Below are 21770 nucleotides of genomic sequence, written 5' to 3'. Positions count from 1 at the left end.
GCGCTAGCGTCGGTCCATAAGAATAAAAATGCGCAGGGAGGAACGTGATGGGCCTAGATCGCCACGGCGAGAACACACCCCTCTTTGTCCTTTGAACTCGCGACGTTACGGCGATCGCGCGTGAACCGACCGTTCGTGTCGGACCATCGGCAATCCCATGGAACCCGGAGGGGGAGATGAAAATGTCCAGGTATTATTATCAGAGTAATAGAGGCGACCGTTGGCGCGGCTCAAAGGCCGTTCTGGTAGGGGCCTCGAGCCTTCTGGCGCTGACGCTGGCGAGCACGGCCAGTGCGGCCCGCTCGGCCGAGAACGGAACCGAGACGGCCATGGTCACCGCCGCCGCGGTCGCCGCGCCGGCCGCCGAACAGTCGGCTCCGGCTCAATCTAACGATGCGAGCGTCGTCGAAGAGGTCGTCGTCACGGGCCTGCGCGGCTCGCTGCAGCGCAACCTCGACATCAAGCGCAACTCGGAGGGCGTTGTCGACGCCATTTCGGCGGAGGACATCGGCAAGTTCCCCGATTCCAACGTGGCCGCGTCACTGCAGCGCCTGCCCGGGGTCTCGATCCAGCGCGACGGCCCCCGCGGCGAACCGACAGGCATCACCGTTCGCGGCTTCAGCGGCGACTTCAACGAAACCCTCTATGACGGACGGCGGATTTCGACGGCCACGGGCACGCGCTCGGTGGACTTCAGCACCGTCGGCGCCGACTTCGTCGGCGGCCTTTCCGTGCTCAAGACGCCGGACGTGTCGCTGTCGAGCAGCTCGATCGGCGCGACGGTCAACGTGCAGTTTCCCAAGCCGTTTGACCGTCCCGGCCGCCGCATGGCGTTCACCGCCTCTGGTTCGATGCAGGACGACGCCGGCAAGGTGGTTCCGACCATCGGCGCGCTGTTCAGCGAAACCTTCGCCGACGACAAGTTCGGGGTGCTGGTCGATGCGATGTACACGCGCCACGACACCCAGACCAACCGCGTCTTTGTCAGCGGCTGGCCGGGTGGATATTACCGGCCGTGCCAGCTGACGGCTTCCTGTACGGGCGCCGATCTGACGGCCAACAAGACCGTCCTAGGCTGGTTCGAGCAGCAGGCCGGCGCCACCCAGGTCTACACCAAGGACGAACGGATCGACGGTCGCATCGCCTTGCAATGGAGCCCGACCGAAGGCGTGACGGTCACCCTGGACGACAACTATTCGCGCCAGAACGTCCGCGCCGACAACTTCGGCTATGGCATCTGGTTCAACCAGGACAACTTGAGAAACGTCAAGCTGGACCAGAATGGAACCACGGTCGACTTCACCCAGGCCGGCTCGCAGACCGACTTTACGGCCGGGACCGATCACAACATCCTGCAGACCAACCAGACCGGCCTGAACCTCAAATGGGACGTGTCGGAGCACCTGAAATTCGAGGCCGACGCCAGCTACGCCAAGAGCTGGCGCAACCCCGACGGCAACGTCAGCAGCGACAACGCCGATGTGGGCTACGGCTTCGGCATCGGCCCGTCCCTGGGCATCGCCATCGGCGGCGACAGCAAGAACACGCTGCCGGTGCTGCACAGCTACGGCCCCAACGGCGACGCCGCGCGCTGGGCCGACACCTCGGTGATCGGCTCTCACGTCACCGTGCGCCAGGCCCAGGAAAACACCGACGTCCTCAAGCAACTGCGGTTCGCGGGCGCATGGGAACAGGAAGGCTTCCGTATCAAGGCCGGCGGCACCTACCTGGAAGACCACTACCAGATCCAGCAGAGCAACACCTTCGTCAACAATTACTGGCAGGCCTATCCTGGCTACGGCCCCCCCTCGGGCCCCAACGGCGGCGTCCTGGTTCCGGCCAGCCTGTTCACCGGCAAGGTCAGCACCAAGAACTTCATCCCCGGCTTCGATGGCGCCCTGCCGCCGTACCTGCTGAAGTTCGACGCCCACGCCTACCAGCAGTTCCTGACCAGCCTGGGCAATCCGCAGACCCAGAACATTCCCGGCTTCAACTATGGCGGCGGGACCGTCGGAACCCAGTTCACCGGCGCGTTCGACCTGGCGCTCGACAACGGCAGCATCCGCGACATCACCGAAAAGACCTGGTCGCTGTTCGTGAAGGCCAATTTCGACGTCGACGTGGCCGGCATGCCGTTCCACTTCAACGCCGGCGTGCGTGAAGAAAACACCCACGTTACGGCCAACGGCTTTGGTCAGCTGCCCACGGCGATCACGCCCAGCGCCGGCGATCCCACCCTGCTGACGGTGACCCTGAGCGCGCCCCAGGCCGTCTCGACCAAGAGCAACTACTCTTACCTGTTGCCCAGCATCGACATGAAGCTGGAACTGACCGACAGCATCCACCTGCGCCTGGACGCCTCGCGGACCCTGACCCGTCCGGGCCTCAACCTGCTGACGCCCGTGCTCAGCGTCGGGACCGGCCAACGGGTCGGCGCCTTGACGGGCAGCGGCGGCAGCCCGGCGCTCAAGCCCTACCTGGCCGACAACTTCGATGCGGCGGTGGAGTGGTACTACCAGCCCAACTCCTACGCGTCGGTCAACTTCTTCCTCAAGGATGTCAGCAACTTCATCGTCGGGGGCACCCAGCGTCAGACGATCAACGGCGTGATCGATCCCACCACCGGCCAGCCGGCGCTGTTCAGCGTCACCCAGCAGGTGAACGGGCCGGAGGCGACCGTGCGCGGCGTCGAACTGGCTTGGCAGCACGTGTTCGGCGACAGCGGCTTCGGCTTCAACGGCAACGTCACCCTGGTCGACACCAACAAGCCCTATGATCGCACCGACATCTCCCAGAGCGGCTTCGCGATCACCGGCCTGACGGACTCCGCCAACCTCGTGGCCTTCTATGACAAGAACGGCCTGGAGGCGCGGGTCGCCGTCAATTACCGCAAGGAGTACCTGCGCCAGTTCGGCCAGAACCAGAACACCGGCGCCTTCGGTTCGGAGCCGACGTTCGAAAATCCGAACCTGCAGATCGATTTCAGCACCAGCTACGCGCTGACCAAGCAGATCAATCTGTTCTTCGAGGCTCTAAACCTGACCAATGAGGTTCAGAGCACGCACGGGCGGTTCGACAACCAGCTGCTCGACGTCTTCGCCTATGGCCGGCGCTACACGGCCGGGGCGCGGTTCCGCTTCTAGGGTCCTTCCCGCACTTGGCCGGGAGGGTCGCTCGTCGACCTTCCCGGCCGCTTTCTCAAAAAGTTTCGTCCCATGGTTCGCCCCGTCAAGAACATCGTCATCGTCGGCGGCGGAACCGCTGGCTGGCTCACCGCCGGCCTGATCGCCGCCAAGCACAAGGCCCGACAAGCGACCGGCTTCACCGTCACCCTGGTGGAGTCGCCCAACACGCCGATCATCGGCGTGGGGGAAGGCACCTGGCCGACGCTGCGGACCAGCCTGGCCAAGATCGGGGTGTCGGAGACCGATTTCTTCCGCGAATGCGACGCCGCGTTCAAGCAAGGCGCGAAGTTCGCGCGCTGGACCACCGGCGCGGCGGACGACTCCTACTACCACCCGCTGATGCTGCCGCAGGGCTTCTCACAGGTGAACCTCGCGCCCCACTGGCTGGCCGGCGCAAGCGGGCAAAGCTTCTGCGACGCGGTCACGCCCCAAGGGCGGCTGTGCGACGAAGGCCTGGCGCCCAAGACCATCACCGCCCCGCCCTACCAGGGCGCGGCCAACTACGCCTATCACCTCGACGCGGGCAAGTTCGCGCCGTTCCTGCAGCGTCATTGCTGCGGCAAGCTCGGCGTGCGCCATGTCCTGGCCGACGTGCAAAGCATCGCCATGACCGAGGACGGCGACATCCGCGGCGTCGTCACCGAACAGGCCGGCGAGATCCAGGGCGACCTGTTCATCGACTGCACCGGCTTTCGCGCCCTGCTGCTGGGCGACACGCTGGGCGTGCCGTTCCGCGAGTGCGGCGACGTCCTGTTCTGCGACACGGCTCTCGCCATCCAGGTTCCCTACGAGACCGAAACCAGCCCGATCTCCAGCCATACGATCTCGACGGCCCAGTCGGCCGGATGGATCTGGGACATCGGCCTACCGACCCGCCGCGGCACGGGTCACGTCTATTCTAGCCGCCACATCAGCGACGACGACGCCGAGCGCGAGTTGCGGGCCTATATCGGCCCCGCCGGCCGCGATCTTCCCGCCCGGAAGATCCCGATCCGCTCGGGCCATCGCGAGACCTTCTGGAAGCGCAACTGCGTGGCCGTGGGCCTGGCGGCGGGCTTCCTTGAGCCGCTGGAAGCCTCGGCCATCGTGCTGATCGAGCTGTCGGCCAAGCTGATCGCCGAGCAGATGCCCGCCTGTCGCGAGGTGATGGACATCGTCTCGGCGCGCTTCAACGCCACGACGCACTATCGCTGGGGCCGCATCATCGACTTCCTGAAACTGCACTACGTGCTCAGCCAGCGCTCGGACACCGCCTTCTGGCGCGACAACCGGGCGCGGGAGACCATCCCCGACCGGCTGGCCGACCTGCTCCTGCTGTGGCGTCACCAGCCGCCCTGGCAATACGACGAGTTCGACCGGGCCGACGAGGTCTTTCCGGCGGCCAGCTACCAGTACGTCCTCTACGGCATGGGCTTTCGCACGGAGATCGAGCCGGAATCCCTGGCCGACGAGCGGACGATCGCCGAGCGGGCCCTGCGCGAAACCGCGGCCCAGACCGAGCGCCTGCGCGCCAGCCTGCCCCGCCATCGCGACCTGATCCGCAAGATCGTCGAACACGGCCTGCAGCCGGTATGAAGATGCGCCGCTCGTCCGTCCAAGGACGAGCCGGCTCCGTCTCGTTGCCTCCCGCCCTCCCCCGAAAAACAGATCAATCCGCGAGGTAGCTCACATGTTCAGCTCCAATTGGCGACGATGCGGCTTGGCGACGGCGCTTTGTGCGGCGCTGGCGGCCGCCGCGCCGCCCGTCCATGCCGAGCCCGCCTCGCCGCCGGCCTCGACCGAACGCGCCGAGGCCGATCGCCTGGCCGCGGCGCTGGTGGGCAAGATGACGCTCGACGAGAAGCTCGAGCAGTTGCTCAACACCGCGCCGGCGATCCCGAGGCTGGGCGTGCCGGCCTATAATTGGTGGACGGAGTCGCTGCACGGCGCCCTGGGCGCCCTGCCCACCACCAACTTCCCCGAGCCCATCGGCCTGGCGGCGACCTTCGATCCCGCCCTGGTTCACGATGTCGCCGGCGCGATCGGGACCGAGATGCGGGACCTGCACACCCTGGCGCGCGCCACCGGCCGCATGGGGCGCATCGGGACCGGCCTGAACACCTGGTCGCCCAACATCAATATCTTCCGCGACCCCCGCTGGGGTCGTGGCCAGGAGACCTACGGCGAAGACCCGTTCCTGACGGCGCGGATGGGTGTGGCCTTCGTGCAGGGGATGCAAGGTGACGATCCGGACCATCCGCGCATCGTCGCCACCCCCAAGCATTTCGCGGTGCACAGCGGCCCCGAATCCACTCGCCACGGCGCCAATGTCTTCGTCTCGCGCCACGACCTGGAGGACACCTATCTGCCGGCGTTCCGGGCCGCCGTCGTCGAAGGCCGGGCCGGCTCGATCATGTGCGCCTACAACCGCATCGACGGCCAGCCGGCCTGCGCCAGCGATCTTCTGCTCAAGGAACATCTGCGCGGCGCGTGGAAGTTCGACGGCTACGTCGTGTCCGACTGCGACGCGGTCAAGGACATCAGCGATCATCACAAATACGCCCCCGACGCGGCCAGCGCCGTGGCCGCCGCGCTGCGGGCCGGCGTCGACGACGAGTGCAACGGCGCGACCCTGACCGACACCGACGGCCTGGCGGGACGATATCGCGAGGCGCTGGACCGCGGCCTGATCACCACCTCGGAGATCGACACGGCCCTGGTGCGCCTGTTCTCGGCCAGGTTCCGTAATGGCGACTTGCCGGCCGAGGGCGGGGCCGACGGACGCGCGGCCCCCAGCGCGGTGATGACGCCCGAACACGAGGCCCTGGCCCTGGCCGCCAGCGAGAAGAGCCTGGTGCTGCTGAAGAACGACGGGGTGCTGCCGCTCAAGCCGGGTCTGCGCATCGCTGTGATCGGCCCCCTGGGCGACGCCACCCGCGTGCTGCGCGGCAACTATTCCTCGGCCCTGTCGGCGCCGCCGATCTCGGTGGTCGACGGTCTGCGGCGCGCCCTGCCCGCGGCCCAGGTCTCCTACGCGCCGTTCGGCGCCTCGTTCACCGACGGCGATCGTGTGCCGACCGAGGCCCTTCGCACGCCTGACGGCAAGGCGGGCCTGCTGGCGCGTTATTTCAACACCGCCGAGCCCCCTCCGGCCCGGTTCGCGCCCGGCACGTTCGGCGAGGCCGTCGCCAAGATGACCTACGCCGACAAGCCGGTGGTCACGCGGGTCGAGGCCGACGTCGCGGCCCGCAGTCTGGACCTGGCCAGCGTCTCCGACCACCACCGGGTGGTCTGGACGGGCTTCCTGGTTCCGCCCGAGAGCGGGACCTATCGCCTGGGGCTGGCGGGCTTCAACGGGGAGCTGAAGATCGACGGCAAGCCGTTCGCCGACCTTCGCAAGGCCGGCTGGGCCAGCCTGCCGACCCTGAAGACTCTTCGCCTGGAAAAAGGCCGGCGCTATCCGATCGAGGTCACTTCGGAGTCGCACGCCTTGTCCGGCGTCAGCCTGATCTGGAAACGCATCGCCGACGATCCGACCGCCGAGCTCAAGGCCGCCGCGACCAAGGCCGACGTGCTGGTGGCGGTCGTGGGCCTGACCTCCGACCTGGAGGCCGAGGAGTCCCCTGTCGAGATCCCCGGCTTCAAGGGCGGCGACAAGACCACGCTCGATCTTCCCGCCGACCAGCAGGCCCTGCTCGAACAGGCCAAGGCCCTGGGCAAGCCGCTGATCGTGGTGGCCATGAACGGCAGCCCGCTGAACTTCTCCTGGGCCAAGGACAACGCCTCGGGCCTGCTGGAGGCCTGGTACCCCGGCCAATCCGGCGGCTTGGCGATCGCCAACGTCCTGACCGGCAAGACCAATCCGGCGGGGCGCCTGCCGCTGACCTTCTATCGCTCGACCAACGATCTGCCCTCGTTCGACGACTACGCCATGGCGGGCCGGACCTATCGCTATTTCGCGGGCGCGCCGGTCTATCCGTTCGGCTACGGCCTCAGCTACACCCGTTTCGACTACGGGCCGCTCAAGGTCGAGCCCGCGGCGAAGGGCGCCGGCCAAGGCGTGCGCGTGACCACGACGATCCGGAACGCCGGCGCTCGCCCCGGCGAAGAGGTCGCCCAGCTTTATCTGAACTTTCCCCAGACGCCCGGCGCGCCTCGCCTGGCCCTGCGTGGCTTCCAGCGGGTGGCTCTGAAACCCGGCGAGACTCGGGAGGTCAGCTTCGCGCTTTCACCCCGCGACCTCAGTTCCGTCGATCTCGACGGCGAGCGCCGCGTCAGCGTGGGGCGGTATCGCGTCAGCGTCGGTTCGGGTCAGCCCGACACCGGCGCGGCGAGCCGCTCGGCGGAGTTCGCGGTCGATACGGCCGTGGCGGTGGCGAAGTAACCCGATGGACGATCGCGCCCCGGCCGTCAGCGCCCGGGACGCGATCGTCTTCGACGCAGCGACGACCATGAACTCGCGACACCTTGGTGAGCGCGGGACTGAACAGCACAGGAGGAATGTCATGAAATCCAACGGCTTCGAGAAACCTCATGGTCGCGGCGGATCCCTTCGCGCGGGCCTGGCGGCGGTCGGCCTCGCCCTGGCCCTGGCGACCGGGGCCCAGGCGCAGGACGACAAGATGGTCCCCACGCCGATCCCCGCCCAACCGAACGCCATCGAGCTCGGCACCGGCGCGCTGCCCGGCGCGACGTCGCCGGAATCCTGGCATCGCCAGTACAAGAGCCTCTTCGCCCGCAACGTCACGGTCGCGACGCTGACGCCCTTCCTGCCCGATCCAGCCAAGGCGACCGGGGCGGCGGTCATCGTCGCCCCCGGCGGCGGGTTCCGCACCCTATCGATGGAGAACGAGGGCTGGGATGTCGCCCGCGCTCTCGCCGACAAGGGCGTGGCCGCCTTCGTGCTGAAGTACAGGCTGAACCCGACGCCGCCGGACATGCCGGGCTTCGAGCGGTCGATGACCGAGATGTTCTCGGCCACCGCGCGGCCCCCGCGGCTCGATCCACAGGCCGCCATGGCCGGACTGGCTCCGCAGATCGCCGACTCGCGCGCCGCGTTCGCGCTGGTCCGCCAGCGGGCGGTCGAATGGAGGATCGACCCCGACCGCGTCGGCATGATCGGCTTCTCCGCCGGCGCCATGCTGACCCTGGCCACCACCCTGGCCGGAGACGACGCCAAGCCCGCCTTCATCGGCCTGATCTACGGTCCGCTCTCGCCGGTCACCGTCCCGGCCGAAGCGCCGCCGATGTTCGTCGCCCTCGCCGCCGACGATCCGTTCTTCGCTCATGGCGGCGTGGGGCTGATCGACAGTTGGCGCGCGGCCAAGCGGCCGGTCGAGTTCCACCTCTATGAACAGGGCGGCCACGGGTTCGGCATGTACCAGAAGACCACCACGAGCACCGGCTGGTTCGACGCCTACGTCCGTTGGATCGGCATGCACGGCATGTTGAAGCCCAAAGCCTGACGTCGTGAGACGGGCCCGAGCCGGACCAGCGCGGCGGCTTCCGGCCGTCGCGGCTCGGGATCCGCGTCGCGGCGCCTGGCGCGACGACTGCCCCTTCCTCAAGCGATCCCCGACTCGTCGCTCGCGCCGCGCAAGGGACGACCTTTGTCGAAAGCGGCCTTCCATCGCCTGAGCGATAGTCTCGCGGCGGCGGCGCCTTGGGTGCGATTGGCGGAAAAAGGAGGCGCCCGGGCCGGAAACGACGATGAAGCCGATCCGGACCCGGGCGAGACCGCCCAAGGGGGAAGGAAACGGGGCGATCTTAAAACCGAGCGACCACAAGCGTTTCAGAAAACCTGTACAACAGATTTCCTGAATTATGCCACTTTGCGGCGATGGTTGCGTTAACATTGACTCGAATATTTGGATTTGTCCAACCAATATCACGCCATGATCGACTAAAAATCTCTTCCTCTCGGAGCCTGAGAAAGGCTCGCCAGTCAGGCTTGTCGCACCGGTCGCTCGCCTGAGCACCCGCCGTCGTCGCGGGGCGGCTATGTTAACGCAAACAATGTCCCCTGGACGCAGGGCGGGCTCCGATTATAGATCGGTGGCCATCGCGGTTGCGCCGGATCGCGCAATGGCCAGGTGGCGTTTTGACGTGACGGTGACGGGGCGACGGATTGGCCAGAAACGCAGGGGGCGGTCGCCCGACCATTGTCGACGTCGCGGCCGAGGCGGGCGTGTCGCCGATGACCGTCTCACGCGTGATCAATGGCCGCCCGGGCGTCGGACCGGACGCGCGGGCGGCGGTGGCCGTCGCCATTCAGGCGCTGGGCTATACGCCCAATGTCGCCGCGCGCAGCCTGGTGACCTCCGCCGAACTCAGGATCGGAGTGATCTACTCCAACCCCAGCGCGGCCTTCATGAGCGATTTCCTGACGGGCGTGTACGAGGAAGCTTCGATACGCGGGGCTCACCTGATCCTGGTCAAGGGCGGCCAAGGCGGACGGCCGCCGGAGCCCGAGGCGCTGGAAAGCCTGATCGCGTCCGGCGTTTCCGGTGTCATCCTGGCGCCCCCGCTCGGCGAGTCCCCAGCCGTGCTCCAGGTCCTTCGCAAGGCGCGGCTGCCGATGGCCGCCGTGGGGGCCTACGACGTCGAGGGCGCGATCTGCGTGCGCATCGACGACCGTCGCGCCGCCTATGAGCTGACGCGCCAGCTGATCGATCTTGGCCATCGCCGCCTGGGCTTCATCCTGGGCAATCCCGACCAGGCGGCCAGCGCCGAACGCCTGGCGGGATTCTACGCGGCCGTGCGCCAAGCTGATGGCGTCATGACGGCGATCGCCCAGGGCGATTTCAGCTTCACTTCGGGACTGGCCGCCGCCGAGCAACTGCTCGACGCCACCCCGCCCCCGACGGCGATCTTCGCCAGCAACGACGACATGGCCGCCGCCGTGGTGTCGGTCGCCCATAGACGGCATCTCGACGTGCCGGGCGAACTGACCGTGGTCGGCTTCGACGACACTTCGGCCGCGGTCACGCTTTGGCCGCCCCTGACGACGGTCCACCAGCCGGTTCGCAAGCTCGCGGCCGAGGCGCTCGGCCTGCTGGCCGCCCGGATCTCCGGCGTCGAACCGCCCAGCGAACGCGACCGGGTGCTCGATCACCAGATCATCACGCGTCTGTCGACCGCGCGCCTCTAGACGGAAGGCGGCGCCTCCCCCGTCTTCGATGAGCCAAATCTGGACAGGCGCTCATCGCCCAAGAGCACTACCACCCCAGATTGACGGCCAAAAAGCCGATAGCGGCCGTCGATTCGCGGAAAAATCGCCCTGTCCACTCCCCGCGCCCCACGACTAGGCGGAGCCGCGCGGATAGATAACGCTACCATGACCAAATCAGCCTCTGTGGTGTCGCCGCACCCGGCGGTTTTTTCGCGACCTTTGGCTGGAATGAGGCGGTTTCAACGCTGTCGCGGCGCGGTTGTCGGTAGTTTCAACCTTATTATGTCGGAGTATTGACTCCAAGGAACGGCGGACTTACCAAATTTTACGATAACGCTACCATCTGACGGGCCAGCCCCGTGGGAGGGCGTCAAATCGCGCCGATCAACGGCGCTCTAGGGAGGGATGGAAATGTTTTCAAAGGGCACTGAGCCTTCGAGTCTGCGCGCCGATAGCGTCGACGTTTCGAGGAAGAACCTGGCGACCACGTCGGTCGCCGGCGACCGTTTAGTCCGGCAAATGAGGCGCGAGGCTTTCGGTTCGGCCGGCGCGGCCGCCCTGCTCGTCAGCCTGATCGCCGCGCCGGCTCTGGCGCAGACCGTGATTCCCGCACCGGCGGCGACGCCGGAGACCGCCACGGTCAGCGAGATCGTCGTCACGGGCACACGCATCCAGACTACCGGCTTCACCGCGCCGACGCCCACATCGGTGATCGGCGAGTCCCAGATCCAGAACAACGCCCAGCCCAACGTCTTCGCCACCATCGTCCAGCTCCCGTCGCTGCAGGGTTCGAGCGGCTCGACGACGAACACCTTCAGCACCTCCAGCGGCCAGCAGGGCCTCAGCTCGTTCTCGCTGCGGGGCCTGGGCACGATCCGCACCCTGACCCTGCTGGACGGCCAGCGCGTGGTGGGGGCCTATTACACCGGCGTCACCGACGTCAGCCTGTTTCCGCAACTGCTGATCCAGCGCGTGGACGTGGTCAACGGCGGCGCCTCGGCCTCCTATGGGTCCGACGCGGTGGGCGGTGTCGTCAACTTCATCACCGACACCAAGTTCACCGGTTTGAAAGGCAACGTTCAGGCCGGCATCTCGAAGTACAACGACAACGAACAAGGCCTGGTGCAACTGGCAGGCGGCCGCAGCTTCGCCGGCGATCGCCTGCGCGTGGTCGGCAGCGTGGAGTGGGCCAAGGAAAACGGCGTTGGACCGGGCGACTTCGGCGTGGATCTGGCGGGTGATCGCGACTGGTTCACCCAGACGACGATGATCAACCGCAACGTTACCAACGACGGCTCGCCGCAATATGTGGTGCGCGACTACGTCCAGCCATACGCCTATACCAAGTACGGCCTGATCTCCGCCGGCCCCCTGCAAGGCATCGCCTTCGACCAGAACGGCCAACCCTTCCAGTTCCAGTATGGCTCGGGCGGCGTGCCTTCCAAGGCCGCCAACGGCGCCGTCACCGGCTGCTTCCCGGGCGCCTGCGTGGGCGGCGACCTGTCGGGCAACGTCGACAGCGGCCGCACGCTGCAGTCCAAGATCGAGCGCAAGGTCGCCTATGGACGCGTGGGTTACGACTTCGCCGAGAACAACGAGGCTTACCTCTCATTCAATCTGGGTCAGGTCGAGACCAGCAACCAGCCCGTCAACGGCATGAACAAGACCGGCCTGACGCTGCAATGCTCCAACCCCTACGTCCCGGCCTCGGTTCAAGCCGCTTGCGCGACGGCGGGGATCACCAGCTTCCAGTACGGCACCAGCAACGCCGTGCTGCCCAACACCAAGGTTCACACCGACCGCCGTCAGTATCGCGTGGTTGGCGGCCTAAAGGGCAAGTTCGGGCTTTTCAACAAGGACTGGACCTATGACGCCTACTACGAGCATGGCGTCAACAAAACGGCCATCGACGTTGATCACATCCTGCTGACGCCGCGCTTCAACCAGGCGATCCAGGCCACCACGCTGAACGGCGCGATCGTCTGCGCCGATCCGGTGGCGCGCGCCAGCGGCTGCCAGCCGCTCAATATCTTCGGCGGCAAGCCGCCCTCGGCCGCGGCCCTGGCCTATGTCCAGCCGGAGGCCGGTCCGTTCCAGCGTCTGCGCATGACCCAGGACGTCGCCAGCCTGAACTTCTCGGGCGCGCCGATCGACCTGTGGGCCGGTCCGCTGTCGGTGGCCTTCGGCGCCGAATATCGCCGGGAATTCTACACCGTCCGCGCCGACCCGTACGGCGCCGGTGTCGCCGATCGTAGCCCCAACAACGGCGCCTATCCGGCTGACCCGCTGATGTCGACGCTCGGCAACAACTGGCACGCGGGCAACTACAAGAACGGCAACGGCGCCTACAACGTCAAGGAAGCCTATCTGGAAGTCGACCTGCCGCTGTTCGACAACGACACCGCCGGCCGCGCCAACTTCAACGCCGCGGCGCGGGTGACCGACTACAGCACCTCGGGCACGGTCTGGACCTGGAAGACCGGCGGCACCTGGGACACGCCCATCAAGGGCCTGCGCCTGCGCGGCGTGACCTCGCGCGACGTGCGCGCGCCCAACCTGTCGGAACTGTTCGCGGCGCCCGTCACCACCACCCTGCCTAACTTCTTCGATCCCGCCAACAACAGGAGCGTGGTGGCGATCCAGAACGCCGTCGGCAACCCCAACCTGACGCCGGAAATCGCCCGCAACACCCAGTTGGGGGTCGTTCTGGCCAATCCGCCGTGGCTGCCCGGCTTCAGCGCGTCGGTCGACTATTACAAGATCAAGGTCGACGACGTCGTCTCCAGCCTGGGCGCTGACCAGATCGTCGACTACTGCCATCGCAACATCCTGCCGGAAACCTGCGGGGCCTTTAACCTCAATGCCGAACCTGCCGCACGCAACTTCATCAACGTCCAGGCCTTCAACCTGGCATCGATCAAGACCAGCGGCTTCGACATCGAGGCCAGCTATCGCTGGCAGCAACCCCTGGGCCTGTCGGGCAACTTCACCCTGCGGGCCCTGGCCACCCACATCCGTGAATTCATCACGGACACGGGGCTGCCCGGCACGGTCCCGGTCGACTCCGCGGGCGTGAACCAAGGCTCCACGCCGAACTGGAAGTGGTTGGCGATCCAGACCTATGAGGGCGACCGTTTCAGCCTGACGGTGCAGGAGCGTTGGTTCACCGACGGCACCTTCGGCAACCAGTATGTCGTCTGCGCTCCCGGCGCCTGCCCTGTCTCGACGGCCAACGCTCCGACGATCGACAAGAACTTCATGGCCGGCGCCTTCTACATGGACGTCGGCGGAACCTATAACGTCCGCCAGGATGTGACCGCCTACTTCAAGATCGACAACCTGTTCGACCGTGAACCGGCCAAGTCGCCAAACTACGCCAACCCGGCCCTCTACGACATCGTCGGCCGGATGTACCGCGCCGGCGTTCGCTTCAAGTTCTGATCCCGTGGCGCCCGTCGGCGTCGCCCTCGAGAAGGGCGGCGTCGGCGGCGCGGCGACGTTTGCCAGGCCGCACAGCCGGATACGAGGGGCTCCCGAAATAGCGACTACGGCCGTAGCCGCCTCGGGACGATCGACTCCGTCTAGCGAGTTGCGGATCCGTCCATATCCTTGAGATCCATCGCGCCCTCACTCCGGTCAGGCGATCACGATCCGCGCATGGGCGAAGGCTTCCGTATAGTCGGGCGTCAAGGGCAGGTCCGTCACCAGCACGTCGACGTCGGTCAGTTGCGCCGTGCGGATCAGGCCGTAGCGGTCGAACTTGGTGGCGTCGGCGGCCAGGATCACCGTCCGCGCCTTGCCGTAGACGATCCTGTTGACCGCCGCCTCGCCCGAATGGAAGTCCATCAAGCCCTGGTCGCGGCTGATCGCCCCCACCGACAGCACCGCCAGGGTGGGGGTGAACTGGGCCAGGTACTCGCAGCTGCGATGGTCGAAGAAGGCCTTGTACTGGTAGTCGAGTTCGCCGCCCGACAGGAAGACCCTGTTGCCGTTGCGCCCGCCAAGCTCGGCGCTGACCGCCACGGAATTGGTGATCACGGTCAGGGACTTGTGCTGGCGAAGGGCCTTGGCGACGTAGTAGCTGGTCGTGCCGCTGTCGATGTGGACGATGCCGCCCTCCGGAACCAGGCCGGCCACGGCCCGAGCGATGCGCTGCTTGGTTTCGGCGTTTTCCCGCAGCCGCAGCTCGAAAGGCCCCTCCACGGCGCCCAACGGCAGGCTGACCGCGCCGTGGGCCTTGGAGATGGCGCCGCCGGCCTCCAGCACCTTGAGTTCGCGGCGGATGGTCTCCTCGGAGACCTGAAGTTCCTGGGCTAGGTCGCGAACCGCATAGGCGCCGGCCGCCTGGACGCGGGCGATGATCGCCTGTTGCCGCAGCTGTCGCTTGGTCATGGTCGCCCCCTAAAACTGACTAAGAAATGACCGACCTGTGAGCACCGCGTCAAGGCCAACGTTAAAACACACGGAAACCCACACGCTCCGGGGCTATAATGTGGATATTTAGCGACTCTCGCATTTTTCAGTCAATAATGTCGCAGAACTGACGCGTCCACCTCCTAAAGGAATGCGCCGACAAACGGACCCGCTGGGGGGCCGCGCCTGACCTGGTGACACCATGACCCGATCGATCATCAACGGCTTCGACGACCGAGGGGGCGATCATCTGGCGCGTCGCCGTGGCCTGTGGTTGGCCGGAAGCGCCGTCGGAGCCCTGCTGCTGGCGATTCTCTCGCCCGTCGCTCACGCGGCGGATCTGGACGGCGGCGGCGACGTCTCGGCGGTGGTCGTCAACGGCAAGCGCAACGCCAGCGCCGACCAGCAGGTTCAGGCGATCGGCGCGACCAATGTGCTTTCGGCCGACCAGATCCAGCGCAATCCCGACCAGAACGTGGTCGACGCCCTGGCGCGCCTGCCCGGCGTCTCGGTCTCCCCCACCGACAACATGGGCTCGCCCTCGCAGGGCAACCACCACGGCGTCGATGCCGCGGGCCGCGGCGAAGGCTCCTTCGTCAGCCTGCGCGGCCTGAACGGCGCCTACAACGTCAACCTGCTCAACGGCGTCAACGCCGCCCAGGGCATGCCCTACAGCCGCCAGATCGAACTGAGCCTGCTGCCGCCGGTCGGCCTTGACCGGATCGTGGTGTCCAAGACCTCGACCGCCGACATGGACGGCGACGCCATCGGCGGCACGATCGACTTCCGCACGCCCACCGGGCTGGACTTCAAGGAGCCGATGACGCGGATCTACGTCCAGGCCGGTCTGGCGCAGTTGCCGCTGCGCTACGGCCTCAAGGGCGGCTCGGGCCTGGCCCAGGCGGAACTGGCCCGCCGGTTCGGCGCCGACAGCCGGTTCGGCATCTACGCCACCGCCTATTACGGCCAGCGCAACTTCGCCTCGACCATGCAGGACTACCAGGCCGGCCAATGGGAGCACGCCATCTCCGACGGCGAGCAGGGCGGCAACCCGGTCGGCATGGACAAGAGCGACAACCTGCTGCTGACCAGCCTCAACGCCCAGTTCACGCGCGGCCAGCAGAAGCGCTACGGGGCGATCGGCTCGCTGGACTGGGAAGGCGAGCGGACCACGCTCTACGCCCGCGGCAGCTTCGCTCGCTCGAACATCGACCAGGAGGTCTATCAGAAGAGCATCCAGGCCGACGGCTATTCGGCCGGGGTCGTGCGACCCGACGGCCTGTACCAGAACGCCGAGGACGACGGCGAGTACCACTACTGGTTCGAGACCTCGCCCGAGGTCTCGGAGCTGGACTCGTTCCAGCTGGGCGGCCAGTCGAAGTTCGGCCGGCTGACCGTGGACTACAACGCCTTCTACAGCTGGGGTGAGAACTCGGCCCCCGATCACGCCGAGATCACCTACCAGACCGACGCCGACCACGACCTCAACGGCCCGTTCACGGTGACCTATCGCGACCGCTACCCCATACCGCAGCTGACGCCCGCCCAGCTGGCGCGCCTGAACGACAGCCGCCTGTTCCTGGTCGGCCAGGACAGCGGCGAGTTCACCAGTTCCCACAGCGAGCAGCGCAAGACCGGCGGCAAGGTCGACTTCCACTACGACTTCAACCGCGAAGTGCTGCGCGACGTGGCGTTCGGCGCGAAATACGTCGAGAGCGCCCGCGAGACCACCTCGCGAGACTACAGCGGCCTGAACCCCTATCCGGCGGGTTCGCCCCTGGCCGACAGTCCCTTGATCGACAGGACCTTGGGGCAGACCATCAAGGGCGTTTACCCGTACGCCCTGCCGATCGGCGACGGCGCGGCCCTGACCGACCTGATGGCCGGGCTGTCCAAGGCCCGGACCCTGTCGGCTGACGACTTCAACAAGAACACCCTGTCGGGCACGGAAAAGGTCTCGTCCGTCTACGTGCTGGCCAATCTCAAGCTCGGCGTCGTCGAGGTGCAGCCCGGCCTGCGCTACGAGCACACCGATATCCATGACACGTTCTGGAACCAGGTCACCAATCCGGACGACAGCGCCGGCGCCTCCGCCTTCGCCGCCAACCAGACGAAGTACGACTTCGTGCTGCCCAGCGTGCACGCCAACTACCGTCCCGACGCCGACACGGTGGTGCGGGCCTCGATCTGGCGCAGCTATGTGCGGCCGGCCTTCTTCCAGCTGGCCGGCGGCCGGCGCACCACGCTCAATCCCGACGGTTCGATCGACATCACCGAGGGCAACCCGAACCTGAAGGCGATCTCGGCCACCAATTACGACGTCTCCTACGAGCACGCCGCGCCGGAGGGGACCCAGTTCATGGTCGGCCTGTTCCTCAAGGACATGTCCGACTACCTCTATGATCGCGGCAACACCTACCGCGCCCAGACCGTGGCCCTGACGGGTATTTCCTCGATCAGCCGCCCCGAAAACGGCGGCGCGGCGCGGGTCTATGGCCTGGAGATGTCCGGCCGGCGCCAGTTCGCCGAACTGCCGGGCCAGCTCGCCGGCCTGGGCGTCAGCGGCAACCTGACCCTGCAGCGCTCGAAGGTCGACCTGAAGGATCCGGACACCGACAGCGGCATGCGAATGCAGGGCTCGCCCGACCTGCTCTACAACGCTTCGCTGTTCTATGACCGCGACGGGGTGACCGCGACCCTATCCTATCGCTACGGCGGGCCGACCCTGGTCAGCTACCGGTTCGGCGACTACGGCGGGGCGGACCTCAACGAGTGGCAACGCTCCACCCGCACCCTGGACGCCAGCGTCGCCTACCAGTTCCAGAGCGGACTGAAACTGACCCTGTCGGCCTCGAACCTGCTCAACGACTACGGCTACTACCGGACGGTCGGCCGCGACAGCGGGACAATCCCGCAACTGGTTTCGTCGGGTCGTAACGCCTTCATATCAGCGGCCTATAGCTTCTGATCCTTCCCTCGCCCGGCCGCTTCGTGCTCCCCCTAGCGAAGCGGCCCAACCGGAGCGTTCCATGCCCTTCACCCGACGCCGTTTCATGAAGACCGCTTCGGGTGTGGCCCTGGGCGCGGCGGTGGCCGGCGGCCCCGCCCGGGCGACCTCGCCCGGGCGGGGTTCGATCCGCGACGTCGAGCACGTGGTCATCCTGATGCAGGAGAACCGCTCGTTCGACCACTATTTCGGAACCCTGCGCGGCGTGCGCGGCTTCGACGACCCGCACCCCGTGCTCAAGCCGAACGGCGATCCGGTGTGGATGCAAAAGCAGCTGGACAAGGACGGCGGCGAGACGGTCATGCCATTCCGACTGAACACCGGCGTCACCGCCGCCCAATGCCTGTCGGGCCTCGACCACAGCTGGAAGGGCAGCCACGACCGCTGGAAGAACCACGACGTCTGGATGCCCGAAAAGGGCCCGATGAGCATGGGCCACCTCACCCGCGAGGACATCCCCTACTACTACGCCTTGGCCGACGCCTTCACGATCTGCGACGCCTATCACGCCTCGGTGCACGGGCCGACCGGCCCCAACCGCCTGTTCCTGTTCTCGGGGACCAACGGCCTCAGCGTCGGCCAGGTCACGGTCTCGGCCGTCACCAACGACGGCTCGGACGACAACGGCTGCGCCGACATGGCCAAGGACGACCCGGCCTTCGCCGGCTATGGCTGGACGCCCTACGCCGCGCGCCTGGAGGCGGCCGGGATCAGCTGGAAGGTCTACCAGGAGTACGACAACTACAGCGACAACCCGCTGGCCTACTTCCCGATGTACCGCAACCTCGACCGCGGCTCCGTGGCCTACAGGCGCGCCCGGGCCTGGGTGGCGGGCTCGACCAAGGAGAACGTGCCCGAAACGACGGGCCAGCACCTTGTCGACGCCTTCGCCGCCGACGTCGCCGCCGACGCCCTGCCCGCCGTCTCGTGGATCGTCGCGCCGTTCAAGCTGTGCGAGCACCCCGACGCGCCGCCGGCCTATGGCGAGACCCTGACCGCCCGGCTGGTCGCGGTCCTAGGCGCCCATCCGGAGGTCTGGAAGAAAACTGTCTTTATCCTGAACTATGACGAGAACGACGGCTTCTTCGACCACGTGCCGCCGCCGATCCCGGCGATCCGGCCGGACCTCGGAGCCAGCACGGTCGATCTGCGCGGCGAAGACTACCACGGCGAACCGGTCGGCCTGGGCTTCCGGGTGCCGATGCTGATCGTCTCGCCCTGGACGCGGGGCGGCTGGGTCAATTCCCAGGTCTTCGACCACACCTCGGTGCTGCGCTTCCTGGAGCGACGGTTCGGCGTGGCGGAACCCAATATCGGGCCATGGCGGCGCGCGGTGTGCGGCGATCTGACCTCGGCCTTCGACTTCGACATCTCCGAGGCGCAGCGGCGCGACACGAGCTGGTTGCGGCGGTTGCCCGACACCAGCGATTACAGGACGCGCAGCGACGCGTCCTGCCGCTTGCCCAAGCCCGGCTACGCCCAGCCGCCGACGATGCCGCGTCAGGAACCCGGTGTCCGCCCCGCGCGCGCCCTGCCCTACGACCTGGAGGTGCGGGAAGATTGGGGCGACGACAAGCTGACCCTGCGCTTTCTCAATCGCGGCCGGGCCGGCGCGGTGTTCACGGTCTATCGCGACGGCGACGCCTCCGGTCCGCGCTACTACACCGTCGAAGCTGGCAAGACGTTGTCGGGCGTCTGGCCGCTCGCCAGTTCGGACAAGGCCCAGGGCTTCGCCGTCCACGGTCCGGGCGGCTTCTACCGGAGGCTCCACGGCGATCCCACGTCGCATCGGTCCTGAAGGTCGAACCCGCGGCATGGCCAGTTGGGGCCAGCGCCGACGCCTGACACTGCCTGTACGGTCACTTGATCGGACTGAAGCCGACCGGCTATCCTGCCGTTGACCTCAAGCCTGCCGAGGGTCGATGTGTTTGGCCAGTGGCCGGATTTGTCGGGCGCTCGGCCCAGGATCCCGATGCCGAAAATCCTGACGATCGAAGATGATCCCACGACGGCGCGGGAGATCGTCACCGAACTGGAGCAGCATGGCTTCGAGGTCGAGTGGGTCGCCGACGGACGCGACGGCCTAGTGCGTGCGGTCAGCGGCGATTTCGACGCCATCACCTTGGACCGCATGTTGCCGCGTCTGGATGGGCTGGCCCTTGTCACGGTGCTGCGCAAGGCCGGGATCGAGGTCCCGGTGCTAATGGTCAGCGCGCTCAGCGACGTCGATGAACGGGTTCGAGGCCTGCGGGCCGGCGGCGACGACTACATGACCAAGCCCTTCGTCTCCGAGGAGCTGGCCGCCCGCCTGGAAGTGCTGCTGCGCCGGCGAACCGTCATGCCCCGCCAGACGGCGCTGAGCGTCGCCGACCTGGAGATCGACCTGATGACCCGCGCCGTCCGGCGAGGCGGGGTCGAGATCCGGCTGATGCCCACGGAATACAAGCTGCTGGAGTTCATGGTCCGCAACGCCGGGCAGGTGCTGACCCGGACCATGATCTTCGAAGCCATCTGGGGCTATCATTTCGATCCGGGCACAAACCTGATCGACGTGCACCTGGGCCGGCTGCGCCGCAAGATAGACAAACCCGACCTGCCGCCGCTGCTGCACACCATTCGCGGCTCCGGCTACGCGATCCAGGCGCCGCGATGAAGCGACGCGTCGGAGAGCTCTGGCGCACGACGCCCTTTCGGCTGACCCTGCTGAACGGCGCGGTGTTCGCCGTGGCCGTCGTGGCGTTGCTGGGCATGATCTACTGGCGCACCGCCGGGTATATGTCGCGCCAGTTGGACGCCATCGTCGTCGCCGAGGCCCGGGTCCTGACCAGCGGCGATCCGCGCGACCTGCCGCAACGCGTCGACGCCCTGGTCGCGGCCGATAGCCGGGCGGTGTCGTTCTATGGCCTGTTTTCGGCCGACGGGGCGTCGATCGCCGGCAATGTCCGCCACCTGCCGCCCAGGCCGGTCATTGACGCCGCTCCGCACGACCTGCAGGAAGCGGGCTTCCAGCCGGGAGCTCGGGCCTTGATCGAGCGCCTGCCGTCGGGCCAGGTGCTGTTGGTCGCCCACGACGCCAAGGTGTTGAGCGGGCTGCGCGAGATCATCGTCAACGCCCTGGCGGTCAGCGGCGCGGCGATCCTGCTGCTGGGCCTGACGGCCGCTGCCCTGCTGAGCCTGGCGCCGCTGCGTCGCATCGATCGCTTGCGCGCCGCCAGTCGGGCGGCCCTGAAGGGCGAGCTCGGCGTACGCCTGCCGGTCTCGCCGCGCCGCGACGAGATCGACATGCTGGCGGGCCTGGCCAATGCGATGATCGACGAGACCGAGCGCCTGCTCTGGGAGGTCAAGAGCGTCGGCGACAACGTCGCCCACGATCTTCGCACGCCGCTCAACCGTTTGCGCGCCCTGCTCTACCGGGTCAGTCAGGAGACCCGCCTGGAAGGCTGTGATCGCCGGATGGTGGACCAGGCGCTGGACGAGACCGACGCCCTGCTGGTCCGGTTCCGCGCCCTGCTGCGCATCGGCGAGATCGAGCGCCGTGATCGCCAGGCCTGCTTCGAGCCGGTTCATTTGCAAAGCGTGCTGGAGCACGTGGTCGAGCTGCACGATCCCCTGGCCGAGGACAACCAGATCGCCCTGGACTGCGAGTTCACCCCCGGAGCACCGTCCGTGTCCGCCGATCCGGCCTTGCTGTTCGAAGCCGTCAGCAACTTGGTCGACAACGCCCTGAAATTCACCCCGAAGGGTGGCCGCGTGAGCGTGCGGCTCCTGGTATGCGAGAAGGGGCCGCGTATCGAGGTGGCGGACAACGGGCCTGGCGTGGCGGAGGATGAACGCGACGCGGTGCTCAGGCGCTTCTATCGCTCGCGGCGGAGCCGCACCGAGCCGGGGTCGGGTCTGGGGCTGAGCATCGTCACCGCCATCGCTCGTCTGCACCATTTCGACCTGTCGCTGGCTGACGCCAAGCCGGGCCTTCGGGTGACCCTGGACTGCTGGCCGCGCGGCCTCGGGGCCTGAG

General features: G+C 67.2%; 11 protein-coding genes. 10 read left to right on the top strand and 1 reads right to left on the bottom strand.

Features of this window, described 5'->3' with window-relative positions; all coding sequences use genetic code 11:
- Positions 1 to 182: 182 nt before the first annotated feature.
- The 6 genes from ACSQ2G_RS11045 to ACSQ2G_RS11020 all read left to right on the top strand — a co-directional run bounded on the left by ACSQ2G_RS11045 (position 183) and on the right by ACSQ2G_RS11020 (position 13776).
- Positions 183 to 3143, top strand: coding sequence for a TonB-dependent receptor (locus ACSQ2G_RS11045; RefSeq protein ID WP_436030799.1), 2961 nt, complete (start codon positions 183 to 185; stop codon positions 3141 to 3143).
- A 72-nt stretch (positions 3144 to 3215) separates the two neighbouring features.
- Entirely contained in the window at positions 3216 to 4760 is a 1545-nt protein-coding gene (locus ACSQ2G_RS11040) for a tryptophan halogenase family protein (protein WP_436030797.1), read from the top strand.
- A gap of 94 nt (positions 4761 to 4854) precedes the next feature.
- Positions 4855 to 7548, top strand: coding sequence for a glycoside hydrolase family 3 C-terminal domain-containing protein (locus ACSQ2G_RS11035; protein ID WP_436030795.1), 2694 nt, complete (start codon positions 4855 to 4857; stop codon positions 7546 to 7548).
- Positions 7549 to 7669: 121 nt separating this feature from the next.
- Complete coding sequence (locus ACSQ2G_RS11030) at positions 7670 to 8629, top strand: alpha/beta hydrolase (protein ID WP_436030794.1); 960 nt, start codon at positions 7670 to 7672, stop codon at positions 8627 to 8629.
- A gap of 695 nt (positions 8630 to 9324) precedes the next feature.
- On the top strand, positions 9325 to 10314 hold the full coding sequence (locus ACSQ2G_RS11025) for a LacI family DNA-binding transcriptional regulator (protein ID WP_436031948.1): 990 nt from the start codon (positions 9325 to 9327) through the stop codon (positions 10312 to 10314).
- 540 nt (positions 10315 to 10854) lie between these two features.
- Complete coding sequence (locus ACSQ2G_RS11020; protein WP_436030792.1) at positions 10855 to 13776, top strand: TonB-dependent receptor plug domain-containing protein; 2922 nt, start codon at positions 10855 to 10857, stop codon at positions 13774 to 13776.
- A 195-nt stretch (positions 13777 to 13971) separates the two neighbouring features.
- On the opposite strand, the gene ACSQ2G_RS11015 is transcribed toward ACSQ2G_RS11020, so the two are convergent.
- Positions 13972 to 14727: a DeoR/GlpR family DNA-binding transcription regulator gene (locus tag ACSQ2G_RS11015; protein ID WP_436030790.1), complete on the bottom strand. Its 756-nt coding sequence runs from the start codon at positions 14725 to 14727 to the stop codon at positions 13972 to 13974.
- Between the two features lie 223 nt (positions 14728 to 14950).
- Here ACSQ2G_RS11015 and ACSQ2G_RS11010 point away from each other — a divergent pair, with 223 nt between their 5' ends.
- The 4 genes from ACSQ2G_RS11010 (at position 14951) to ACSQ2G_RS10995 (ending at position 21769) form a co-directional block, all read left to right on the top strand.
- Entirely contained in the window at positions 14951 to 17716 is a 2766-nt protein-coding gene (locus ACSQ2G_RS11010) for a TonB-dependent receptor (protein ID WP_436030788.1), read from the top strand.
- A 61-nt stretch (positions 17717 to 17777) separates the two neighbouring features.
- A complete protein-coding gene (locus tag ACSQ2G_RS11005) occupies positions 17778 to 19553 on the top strand; it encodes a phosphocholine-specific phospholipase C (protein WP_436030786.1) in 1776 nt (591 codons plus the stop codon).
- 174 nt (positions 19554 to 19727) lie between these two features.
- On the top strand, positions 19728 to 20408 hold the full coding sequence (locus ACSQ2G_RS11000; protein WP_436030784.1) for a response regulator transcription factor: 681 nt from the start codon (positions 19728 to 19730) through the stop codon (positions 20406 to 20408).
- Positions 20405 to 21769: a sensor histidine kinase gene (locus tag ACSQ2G_RS10995; protein ID WP_436030782.1), complete on the top strand. Its 1365-nt coding sequence runs from the start codon at positions 20405 to 20407 to the stop codon at positions 21767 to 21769. The genes ACSQ2G_RS11000 and ACSQ2G_RS10995 overlap by 4 nt, the downstream gene beginning before the upstream one ends.
- Position 21770 lies beyond the last annotated feature (1 nt).

It is taken from the genome of Caulobacter sp. LjRoot300, from assembly GCF_964253875.1.
Classification (GTDB): Bacteria; Pseudomonadota; Alphaproteobacteria; order Caulobacterales; family Caulobacteraceae; genus Caulobacter.
Note: the sequence above shows the minus strand (reverse complement) of the source record. Positions and strands in the feature narration are given on the sequence as shown.

Bases quoted from the DNA above. Each gene is read 5' to 3' on its own strand.
- ACSQ2G_RS11045 (WP_436030799.1), top strand. From the start codon at position 183: ATGTCCAGGTATTATTATCAGAGTAATAGAGGCGACCGTTGGCGCGGC.
- ACSQ2G_RS11020 (WP_436030792.1), top strand. From the start codon at position 10,855: ATGAGGCGCGAGGCTTTCGGTTCGGCCGGCGCGGCCGCCCTGCTCGTC.
- ACSQ2G_RS11000 (WP_436030784.1), top strand. From the start codon at position 19,728: ATGCCGAAAATCCTGACGATCGAAGATGATCCCACGACGGCGCGGGAG.
- ACSQ2G_RS11005 (WP_436030786.1), top strand. From the start codon at position 17,778: ATGCCCTTCACCCGACGCCGTTTCATGAAGACCGCTTCGGGTGTGGCC.
- ACSQ2G_RS11040 (WP_436030797.1), top strand. From the start codon at position 3,216: ATGGTTCGCCCCGTCAAGAACATCGTCATCGTCGGCGGCGGAACCGCT.
- ACSQ2G_RS10995 (WP_436030782.1), top strand. From the start codon at position 20,405: ATGAAGCGACGCGTCGGAGAGCTCTGGCGCACGACGCCCTTTCGGCTG.
- ACSQ2G_RS11010 (WP_436030788.1), top strand. From the start codon at position 14,951: ATGACCCGATCGATCATCAACGGCTTCGACGACCGAGGGGGCGATCAT.
- ACSQ2G_RS11035 (WP_436030795.1), top strand. From the start codon at position 4,855: ATGTTCAGCTCCAATTGGCGACGATGCGGCTTGGCGACGGCGCTTTGT.
- ACSQ2G_RS11015 (WP_436030790.1), bottom strand. From the start codon at position 14,727: ATGACCAAGCGACAGCTGCGGCAACAGGCGATCATCGCCCGCGTCCAG.
- ACSQ2G_RS11030 (WP_436030794.1), top strand. From the start codon at position 7,670: ATGAAATCCAACGGCTTCGAGAAACCTCATGGTCGCGGCGGATCCCTT.